The sequence below is a fragment of the Ramlibacter sp. WS9 genome (assembly GCF_003797765.1).
Lineage (GTDB): Bacteria > Pseudomonadota > Gammaproteobacteria > Burkholderiales > Burkholderiaceae_C > Ramlibacter.
Window position 1 is genome coordinate 100652 of the sequence record NZ_RKMB01000021.1, and the last position, 9369, is coordinate 110020.

Consider the following 9369-nt stretch of genomic DNA (forward strand, 5'->3'; position numbering starts at 1 on the left):
CCTCTTCAGTCCATCCACATGCCGCCGCTGATGTCCAGCGACGTGCCTGTGATCCAGTTGGAGGCGGGCGAGCACAGGAAGAGCGCCGCCTGCGCGATGTCGTCGGCATTGCCGTAGCGCCCGAGCGGGACGGTGGCGTTCGCGGCCGGCGCTGTGGTGCCGCCGGTGACGTTGGCCCACATCGCAGTTTCCACCGGCCCGGGCGCCAGCGTATTGGCGTAGACGCCATGCGGCGCGCCGGCCTTGGCGATCCAGCGCATCATTCCGTGCACTGCCGCCTTCGATGAAACGTAGGCTGGGCCCGAGGCGACGCCGCCGTTTTTCGCGGCGATGGAGCCGGCCGCCAGGATCTTGCCGAATCCGCGCTGGCACATCAGCGGGAAGAGCTTGCGGGCGGGGTTGACCACGCCCATGACGTTCACGCCCATGATCGCGTCCCACTCCTCGTCGGTGCTGTCCGCGAGCGGCGTGCGGGCGATGATGCCGGCGCACAGCACCAGGATGTCGACCTTGCCGTGCTCGGCGATCACCGCGTCCACGACCTTGTCGGTCGAGGCGCGCGAAGTCACGTCGTACTGTCGGTACTGGATGCCGGGGCCGATGTCTTCGTGCTCCGTGCGGTCGGTGGCCACCACGCGGGCGCCTGCCGCCTTGAACGCATTGGCGATGGCGCGGCCCATGCCGCCGGCGCCGCCGGTGATCAGCGCGACCTGGCCTTCGAGGCTCGCGGGTCCGCTCAGATGCTGTGCCATGTCTCTTATCTCCTGAAAATTGATGGATTCAGTGGAAGGCAGCCGTCGCCGACATCGCCAGTTCGCCGTCGGGGCCACGGGCCCACAGGGCCAGCGTTCCATCGCCGGCGTCGCGGCCTTCGATGCGGAAGGCCCGGCCTGCGATCAGCGGGTTGACTCCGCGAAATTCGAAGCGCGCCAGCTTGCGACCGCCGCCCTGCTCCACCGCGAGCTGCTGCAGCAGCGTGGCGGTGAGCGGGCCGTGCACGACGAGGCCGGCGTAGCCCTCTTCATCGCGGGCGTAGGGCTGGTCGTAGTGGATGCGGTGGCCGTTGAATGTGAGCGCCGAATAGCGGAACAAAAGCGTCGTGTCGGGCACGATCTCCCGACCCCACTCCGCCACGCCGTCGTATCGCTCCGGCGTTGTCGCGGGCACCGCGCCGGGCGCGGCTGCATCGCGGTACACGATGTCTTGCTGTTCGACGATGCAGGCCCGGCCCTCGCTGGTGGTGGTGTGTTCCACCGTCACGAACCAGAGCGAGCCGCGCTTGCCCACCTTGTTTTCGACCTTGGCGATACGGCTCGTGCGCGTGGCCAGCGCATCCACAACAATGTCGGCCAGGTAGTTCAGCCTGCTGCCGGCCCACATCCGTCGCGGCAGCTCGATGGGCGGCAGGAAGCCGCCGCGCTGCGGATGTCCATCGGTGCCGAGGCCGCTGCGCGCGACCATCGGGTTGAAGAACAGCCACTGCCAGCCCGCGGGCAGTGCGCCACCCGCCTGGGGTGCGGCCTGCAGGTCGAGCGTGGCGGCCATGGCTTGTACGGGCCGCGCATCGATGCGCTCGGTACGTGATTCCTCACGGCCGATCCAGTCTGCGTAATCAGTGGTCACGATATTCCTCAGGAGAGCTTGGCGTCGAAGACTTCGGCCGGGTAGGGCTTGAAGTCGCGTACCAGCTTGAAGCTGCCATCGGCCGCCGCCTGGACCATGCCCTCCTGCCGGGCACCCCGGTGGTCGCCTGCCTTGAAGCTGACGTTGCGCGCGCCGCCGACGTTCTGGTTGGTCATGGTCTCCATCACGTCGACCAGGTTCGCCCGGGTCAGCGGCTTGCCGCTGGCCAGAAGCATCTGGAAGCCCTTGGCGAAGAGCGCGCCATTGCTCCAGCCGTTCAGGCCGAAGACGCCGATAGGGTCGCTCGGATAGTTCTTGCCGACGTTGTCCCGGTAGGCCTTGACGCTCGTGTCGTCCGCCATGACGGGCAGGAGCCAGGACGAGAAGTACACACCGTCGAGCAGTGGACCGGCCAGTTTGCGGGTCGTCGGGTCAGCCGTGAAGAACGGCGCCATCCACTTCGCGTTGTAGCCGATGCGCTCTGCGGCCTTCAAGGCGGCAGCCAGGTTGGCGTTGGAGCCGAACAGGATCACCACGTCGGCCTTGGCATTCGCCAGGCGGCGAACGTGTGGGGTGAAGTCGGTGTTGCGCACCTCGAACGGAATCGACTCCGCCGGCTCTTTTTTGCTCGAGGCCATATGCAGGTCGAACCCGCGCTTGGCGGAGCGGCCCAGTTCGTCGTTCTCCCACAGCAGGGCGACCCGGCCGGCCTTGAGGTCGGTCCAGGCGTAGTCGAGGTTGGAGGCAGCGGACCAGCCGTAGTCAGGCAGCAGCGGGAAAACCAGACGTTCCGCGAACAATGCAGTGGCACCGCCGATCGGGCCGATCATGGGCAGGCCCACTTCTTTCGCGTAGGGGATCACGGCAACGGACTGCGCGGTGCCGACCGGTGCGGCCAGCGCGAAGACCTTGTTTTCTTCCACCAGCCGGCGCGTGACCGCCACGCTGCGAGCGGGCTCGTAACCGTCATCGTAGGTGACGTAGTTGATCTTCCAGCCGTTCAGCTGGTTCGTCTCGTTGACCCACTTGAAGCAAGACTCCGCGGCGTGCGTGAGGATGGAATAGAACGGCACCGGGCCCGTGATCGGCGTGAAGGCGCCGACGGTCACGGTCTTGGCCGCCAGGTCGATGCCTGGCGAAGCCTGCTGGGCACTGGCTACGCCCGGGAAGGCTGCCGTGGCGGCTATGGCACTGCTGGAGAGGAAAGTCCTTCTGCGCATGGGAGGCTCCTGGTGTGTTCTTGGGCGGATGGGCCGTTTCGATAAGAATGCATTCTATATGATCGATTGAATTCTTTGCAAGACTGGGGTTTGCACTGATCTCCAGCGGTAACAGAAGTGCCGGGGCCGCTTTCGATCTGAACGATCGACATATAGAATGCATTATTTTAGGAGCTTGCCTGTGCACACCCCCTCCCTCGCCGGCCTGCGGGTCATCGAACTCGGCACCATGCTGGCCGCGCCATTTGCCGCTCACATCCTTTCGCAGCTCGGTGCGGAGGTGATCAAGGTCGAACCGCCCAGGGGCGACCCCACCCGCGCACTCGTGCGGGGCGGGCCCAGCGGCACCTTCATTGCCTACAGCCATGGCAAGAAGAGCGTGTGCCTGGACCTCTCCACCCCAGACGGGCATGCCGCCTTCTGCAAATTGCTGGGGAGTGCGGACGCCCTGGTGCACAACCTGGCGCCCAAGGCGGCGCGCAAGCTGAAGCTCACGCGCGAGGATTGCGAAGCCATCAACCCTCGCCTGATCTATTGCCACATCCGGGGCTATGCCGCGGGCCCCCAGGAAGACGACTTGGCCTCCAACCCGGTGGCCGAAGCGGCGACCGGCGTCATGGAAGGCAATGTGATCAACGGCCGCCCCAGCCGGCTCGGGCCTTCGTACCACGACCAATTCGCCGGCGCTTACGCGGTGATCGGGATCCTGTCGTCGCTGCTCAAAGCCAAGGAAGGGCGCCCGCCCGAGCCGGTCGAAGTGGGCCTCTACGAAACCGGGTTGCATGTGGCCTCGCGAGATCTGGTGGGCGTGCAGCTCAAGACACAGCTGCTCGGGCGTCCCGAGCGCGAACCACACGGCGAATTCAGCATGCCGGGCTACGGCGCCTACCTGACGTCCGACGGCCGCTGGATGTATTTGCTGATGCTGACCGACGGGCATTGGATGAAGTTCTGCCAGGCGATGGACCTGCCCCAGGCGCACGACGAGTCGCTCGCGCAACTGCGCAACCGCAAGAAGGCAAGCGAGCAGGTGGAAGAGATCGTCAAGGCGGCCATCGGCGCGCTCACCTTCGAGCAGGCCTCGTCGCAGTTGCAGGCCGCGGGCGTCGGATCTACTGAAGTCCTGCCGCTCGAGCGCGTGCTTGAGGCGCCGCAGGCCCGCCATCCTGGAAAGCTGCGCGACGTGCAATACCGCGGCCTGGCCTTCCAGGTGCCAGAGTTCCCGCGTCTGGGCGCCGCGCGCGATGTGCCGACCCAGCCGCCTGCCGAACTCGGCGCCCACACAATGGAGGTTCTGCTCGCCGCCGGCGTGACCCCGCGCGATTGCGACAAGCTCGTCACGTCGGGCGCGGCGGCGGTCGCCGAGCCCCAGTCGTTCGCCTGGGCGGCAGTGCGTCAGTAAAAGAAGGAGTGACGAATGAATGCCGATGCAGACCGCGAGGAAATCCACCACCGGCAGGTCGACCTGCGCTTCTACAAGCGCACCGACGGACTGTACGAAGTGGAAGGCCGGCTCATCGACACCAAGAGCCACCCTTTCCGCCGCCAGCTGGCCGATGACGACCTGCCACCGGGAACGGCCCTGCACGACATCGTCGTGCGCATGGTCATCGACGAAAGCATGCTCGTGCACGACGTTCAAGCACAGATGCAGGCCACGCCATTTGCGGTGTGCACCGGTGCGAGCGAAACGCTGCGGCCGTTGCGCGGCTTGAGCATCGCCAGCGGCTGGAACAAGCGGGTGCGCGAATTGCTGGTCGGAGCAGCGTCATGTACGCACGTCGTGGAGCTGCTGGGCCCGATGGCCGCCACGGCATTTCAAGGACTGGCCCCGCAGCGGCTGGCCCGCATCAACGAGGCCGTGAGTGAGGATGAGCGGGCTGCCAAGGTCAACAGTTGCTTCGCGTATTCGGAGAAACGCGAAGTGGTAGCGCGCCTATGGCCACATCTGCACAAGAAGCAGCTCCCCAGAGCTGAGGAGTAGCGAGTGATGGCAGCACCTGCGCCTCGTGACGCCGCAACGGTTGTCATCGTCCGCAACGCGCCCCCGCCGCGGACCGGAATCGAAGTGCTGCTCCTGCAGCGTGCGGAAGGTGCGGACCACAACAGCGGCGCATGGGTGTTCCCTGGGGGCGTGGTCGATCGAGGGGACCGCAGCCCGAGCGAGGTGGCCCCCGGGTTGACGGACCTGCAGGCCAGTGAGCGCCTGGGCCTGGAATCGGGTGGCCTCGCCTTCTACCTCGCCGCCATCCGCGAATGTTTCGAGGAAGCGGGCATTCTGCTCGCGGTCAATGCAAGGGGCGACTACGTGTCGCTGGAAGACGAGACAGGCTGGCCGACAGCCACCATGCGCCGCGACCTGACCCAGGGCGTCGCCACGTTGTCGACCTTGTGCACTCGGTACGGCCTTCGGCTGGTGGCGGAGCGGCTGCACTACATCGCCCATTGGCTGACGCCCACCGGCCGCGCCAAGCGCTTCGACACCCGGTTCTTCCTGGCCCTTTCGCCTGGCGTGCAAGCGGCCGTTCCCGACAGGACCGAAACGCTGGACCATGTCTGGATTGCACCGGAAGAAGCCCTGTCACCGTCGAATCTCCGGCGCCTGATGGTACCGACACGCGAAACCCTTCTGATGCTGTGTGGCCTGCCCGACTGTGCCGCGGCCATACGTTGGGCAGAGCACCTGCGGGGCGTAACCTGCATCCAGCCTTGGCTCGCGCTGACCTCGAGAGGCATCGAGAGCGTGCCACCCAGCCATCCAGCCTATGACGAAGTCCTGAAGCTCGATCCGGCCGGTCAATGCGCCGCCTGGTGCGAGTTGCGCCCCGGCGTACCGGTGCAGATAAGCGACCACGTCATGCGCATCACAGGGAGCGACGGGAGCCATACCTATCGGGTCGGCAGCCCGATGCAGGGTTGGCAGGACGTCTCACCTTCGAGCCTTCATCTGGTCGAGCAGGATCGCTTGCTCATTGCGCCGGACATGACCAGCCTGGCCGTTAATGATCGTGAAAAGGCGGATTGGCTCGCGGCAGGCCGAGGATTCCTGCAGCGTTTGCGCTAGCCCAGGAAGTCCGCGGCGGGCAAACCCATTACTCGCCGTTGACGGGTGAAAGCCTGCGCAAGCTTGCACGCACCACAAGTCGCGTAGACAGGTCGGTGTCGGCAGGTGATTCGACTTCTTCAATCAGCCCAACGATCCGCTTGGCGGCGCGGACACCGCGCAACCCGCGGTCGCGGCATTTGCCCATGGCGCCCACCGCCTCGGGTTCTCCTACTACCGGATCGCCGCCGTGCCATTCAGTGCCGGGCGTCTTCCAGGATCAGATCGGCACCGCGCTCCGCCGTCATCATCACAGCCGCCTGAATGTTGCCTGAGACCATCTTCGGCATCACGGACGCGTCGACCACGCGCAGGCCCGCCAACCCACGCAGCTTCAGGCGAAGGTCGACCACGGCCGAATCATCTTCGCCCATCCGGCAGGTACCGATCGGGTGATAAATGCTTTGGCCGTTTTGGCGCGCAAAACTCAGCCAGTCCTCATCGCTGCTCACGTCCTCGCCTGGGTTCATCTCGAAGTCGATGTACGGGCGCATCGCAGGTTGATCGACGATGCGGCGGGCCAACTGCATGCTTCTGATCATGCAAAGCTGGTCCACCGGGCTGCCGAGGAAGTTCGGGCGGATCGCCGGACCCATCAGCTGATCCCGCGAACGCACGTGGATGTTGCCAAGCGACTCCGGACGCAGTTGCGTGACGCCGAGGGTCATGCCCGGTTTGCGATCGAGGATGCGCTCCGCCGCGTTGGCGTAGCTGGCATGGACGAAGAAGTACTGCGCATCCGGCGTTGCAATTTCCGGGTGTGACTTGACGAAGCCGTGGACCAGCCCGGTACCCAGCGTCAGGATGCCCTTGCGCCGCGTGTAGTAGTTCATCACCTCCCGAACAAGTCGCCATCCCCGCGACATCTCGTTGAGCGTGACCGTGTTCTTCACGCGCCAGTTCATGCGCGTGGCGAAATGGTCGATGTAGTTTTCGCCTACACCCTTGAGCGCGTGGCGCACAGGAATGCCCAAAGATTGCAGCAGCTCGGGCTGGCCGATGCCCGACAGCTCCAGGAGCTGCGGCGACTGGATGGCGCCGGCCGCCAGGATCACCTCGACATTGGCTTTCACCTTCACGTCGCGTCCACCCTCCCGGTAGGTGACGCCGACGCAGCGACTGCCCTCCAGGTCAAGGGAAGTCACGTGGACATGGGTCACGATCGCCAGGTTTTCGCGCGCCCTGGCGGGGGCCAGATAGGCGTCGTAAGCGCTCCAGCGCCGCCCGTTGCGCTGGCAAACCTGGTAGTAGCCGAAGCCTTCCTGGTTGGGCCCGTTGTAGTCGTCAATCAGGGCGTGGCCATCTTGCATTGCGGCATGCAGAAATCCCTCGGCAATGGGAAATCGCTCGCCCACTTGCTCAAGATTCATCGGTCCGTCCGTCCCGCGGAAGGCTCCGCCTGGCGCATAGCGCTCCAGCCTGCGAAAGTAGGGCTCGACGTCCGCGTAGCCCCAGCCCCTGGCGCCGCCGTCGCGCCAGGCGTCGTAGTCTTGCGGTTGGCCGCGCACGTAAACCATGCCGTTGATCAGCGTGGAGCCGCCCAGGCCTTTGCCGCGTGGCACGGCGATGACGCGATTGTTCGTGTTGGCCTCGGGCGTGGTCTCGAATCGCCAGTTGTATTTGCGGTTGGTGAGCAGCTTGCTGAAGCCTGCCGGTATCGGAATCCACATGCCGTTCGGCTCACCTCCCGCTTCGAGCATGAGCACGCGGTGCTTTCCGGATGCAGTCAGCCGGTTCGCCAGGACGCAGCCCGCGGTGCCGCCGCCAACGATGATGTAGTCGAATGAATCCATGCTCAATTTCTCATGCTCCCTGCGAAGTCACTGGATCGGCAGCACCTTGCCGGGATTCAGCAAGTTGCGGGGATCCAGTGCCTTCTTGATCCGTTGGGCCAGCGCGATTTCGGCGGGCGACTTGCAGCGAAGCAGCTCGCCCACCCGGTACTGACCCACGCCATGCTCGGCGGAAATGCTGCCGCCATGGGCGACGACCACGTCGTGCACCAATGCGTTGACGGCGCTGCTGTCGGTGCCTTGTGGCACAAGCAGGTTGTAGTGAATGTTGCCGTCGCCAGCGTGCCCGAAGGCGTTCACACGAGTCCCCGGGAACTCGCGGCCGACGACAGCATTGGCGGCCGTCAGGAATGCGGGAATCTCGGAGATGGGCACCGACACATCGTGCTTGATGGACGGTCCCTCTTTGGACTCCGCTTCGGTAATGGATTCGCGCAGCGCCCACAGTTCGGCCTCCTGGCGCTCTGATTCGGCCACGACCGCGTCGCTCACCTCCTCGCGCTCCAGGACTTCCCCCAGAAATGCCTCAACGGCATCCCGCAAGCCCGCAAGAGACGAGCTGGCCTCCAGGAGCACGAACCAGGGCGAGTCGCCCATCGGCAAGCGAAGTTGCTGATGGCGGGCCACCAGCTCAAGTGCCGCCCCCGACATCAGCTCGAACGCAGTGAGCGTGTCACCAATGGCTTGGCGCGCCCCACGCAGCACGTTGAGAGCCGCGGCAGCAGTGGGCACGGCCAACAAGGCGGTCACGCGATAGCGCGGCATGGGCGCGAGCTGCAGCACAGCGCGCGTGACAATCCCCAGCGTGCCCTCGGTGCCGATGAACCACTGCTTCCAGTCGTAGCCGGCGTTGTCTTTGCGCAGCTGGCGCATGCCGTCAACGATCTGCCCGTCGGCAGTGACGACCTCAAGCCCCAGTACCCGGCTCCGTGTCATTCCGTAGCGCAGGACATTGGTTCCGCCCGCATTGGTGGAAACGATGCCTCCGATGCGAGCCGATCCTTCCGCCGCCAAGGTGATGGGCAGCAAAAGCCCATGCTCGGCCGCGGCCTCCTGGGCGGTCTGCAAGATGCAGCCCGCCTCAAGTTCCATCGTTTCGCCGAACACATCGATCTTCCGGATCGCGGCCATGCGAGACAGCGACAGGACCACCTGGCGACCACTGCCGTCCGGCGTTGCACCGCCGGAGAGTCCCGTGTTGCCACCGTAGGGCACAAGGGCGCAACCGGCGGCCGCGCAGGCGCGGACGACGGCACTCACCTCCTGCGTACTGCGCGGCAGTGCCACACACAATGGCGTACCGCTGAACAAGCCTCGCCAGTCATGGGCGTAGGGCTCCATGTCTCCCGGTGCCGTGAGCAGGCCACGCTCGTCCAGCAGCGCTCTGAGCTCGGCGATCAGGGTTGCGGCGTCCATGTCCGGCTTCCTTCATAGTTAATATTTCCCGTCATGAATGCCGCCATGAGCCGGACCTGGCCCTCCAGCATCGGCATGCCCGGGTGAGTTCTGCAACCACGCGCGGCGGCCGCGGCCAGCAATGGCGTCTGTGCCGGCTCCATGATGATTTCCGCGACGATCTGCGCCGCGTCCAGGGTCTCGGTGTTCAGTGGCAGTGCATCGCCGGGTCGCA

8 protein-coding genes and 1 pseudogene are annotated in these 9369 nt (G+C 65.4%); 3 read left to right on the top strand and 6 right to left on the bottom strand.

The annotated features are described in order from the left end of the window. Nucleotides 1-5 precede the first annotated feature (5 nt). Genes EEB15_RS24875 through EEB15_RS24885 form a run of 3 tightly spaced genes read right to left on the bottom strand, consistent with a single transcriptional unit; the run spans nt 6 to nt 2843 of the window. Nucleotides 6-752 (bottom strand): SDR family NAD(P)-dependent oxidoreductase, encoded by a 747-nt coding sequence (locus EEB15_RS24875; protein ID WP_141512642.1) that lies wholly within the window; start codon nt 750-752, stop codon nt 6-8. A 28-nt stretch (nt 753-780) separates the two neighbouring features. Continuing rightward, nucleotides 781-1623 carry a MaoC family dehydratase N-terminal domain-containing protein gene (locus tag EEB15_RS24880; protein ID WP_141512643.1) on the bottom strand — a complete coding sequence of 281 codons (843 nt, stop codon included), beginning with the start codon at nt 1621-1623 and terminating at the stop codon, nt 781-783. 8 nt (nt 1624-1631) lie between these two features. Then, nucleotides 1632-2843: an ABC transporter substrate-binding protein gene (locus tag EEB15_RS24885; RefSeq protein WP_141512644.1), complete on the bottom strand. Its 1212-nt coding sequence runs from the start codon at nt 2841-2843 to the stop codon at nt 1632-1634. A 181-nt stretch (nt 2844-3024) separates the two neighbouring features. Here EEB15_RS24885 and EEB15_RS24890 point away from each other — a divergent pair, with 181 nt between their 5' ends. The 3 genes from EEB15_RS24890 to EEB15_RS24900 are packed head-to-tail and all read left to right on the top strand — an operon-like array spanning nt 3025 to nt 5907. Further along, nucleotides 3025-4245, top strand: coding sequence for a CaiB/BaiF CoA-transferase family protein (locus EEB15_RS24890; RefSeq protein ID WP_141512645.1), 1221 nt, complete (start codon nt 3025-3027; stop codon nt 4243-4245). Between the two features lie 15 nt (nt 4246-4260). Beyond that, nucleotides 4261-4827, top strand: coding sequence for a DUF2889 domain-containing protein (locus EEB15_RS24895; protein WP_141512646.1), 567 nt, complete (start codon nt 4261-4263; stop codon nt 4825-4827). A 6-nt stretch (nt 4828-4833) separates the two neighbouring features. Then, on the top strand, nt 4834-5907 hold the full coding sequence (locus EEB15_RS24900; RefSeq protein ID WP_141512647.1) for an NUDIX domain-containing protein: 1074 nt from the start codon (nt 4834-4836) through the stop codon (nt 5905-5907). 236 nt (nt 5908-6143) lie between these two features. On the opposite strand, the gene EEB15_RS24905 is transcribed toward EEB15_RS24900, so the two are convergent. The 3 genes and pseudogenes from EEB15_RS24905 to EEB15_RS33800 all read right to left on the bottom strand — a co-directional run. Then, complete coding sequence (locus EEB15_RS24905) at nt 6144-7739, bottom strand: GMC family oxidoreductase (protein WP_141512648.1); 1596 nt, start codon at nt 7737-7739, stop codon at nt 6144-6146. 27 nt (nt 7740-7766) lie between these two features. Beyond that, entirely contained in the window at nt 7767-9155 is a 1389-nt protein-coding gene (locus tag EEB15_RS24910; RefSeq protein ID WP_141512649.1) for an FAD-binding oxidoreductase, read from the bottom strand. After that, nucleotides 9137-9369 (bottom strand): annotated as a pseudogene (locus EEB15_RS33800) (hypothetical protein); the annotation flags it as partial. The gene EEB15_RS24910 and the pseudogene EEB15_RS33800, both read right to left, overlap by 19 nt.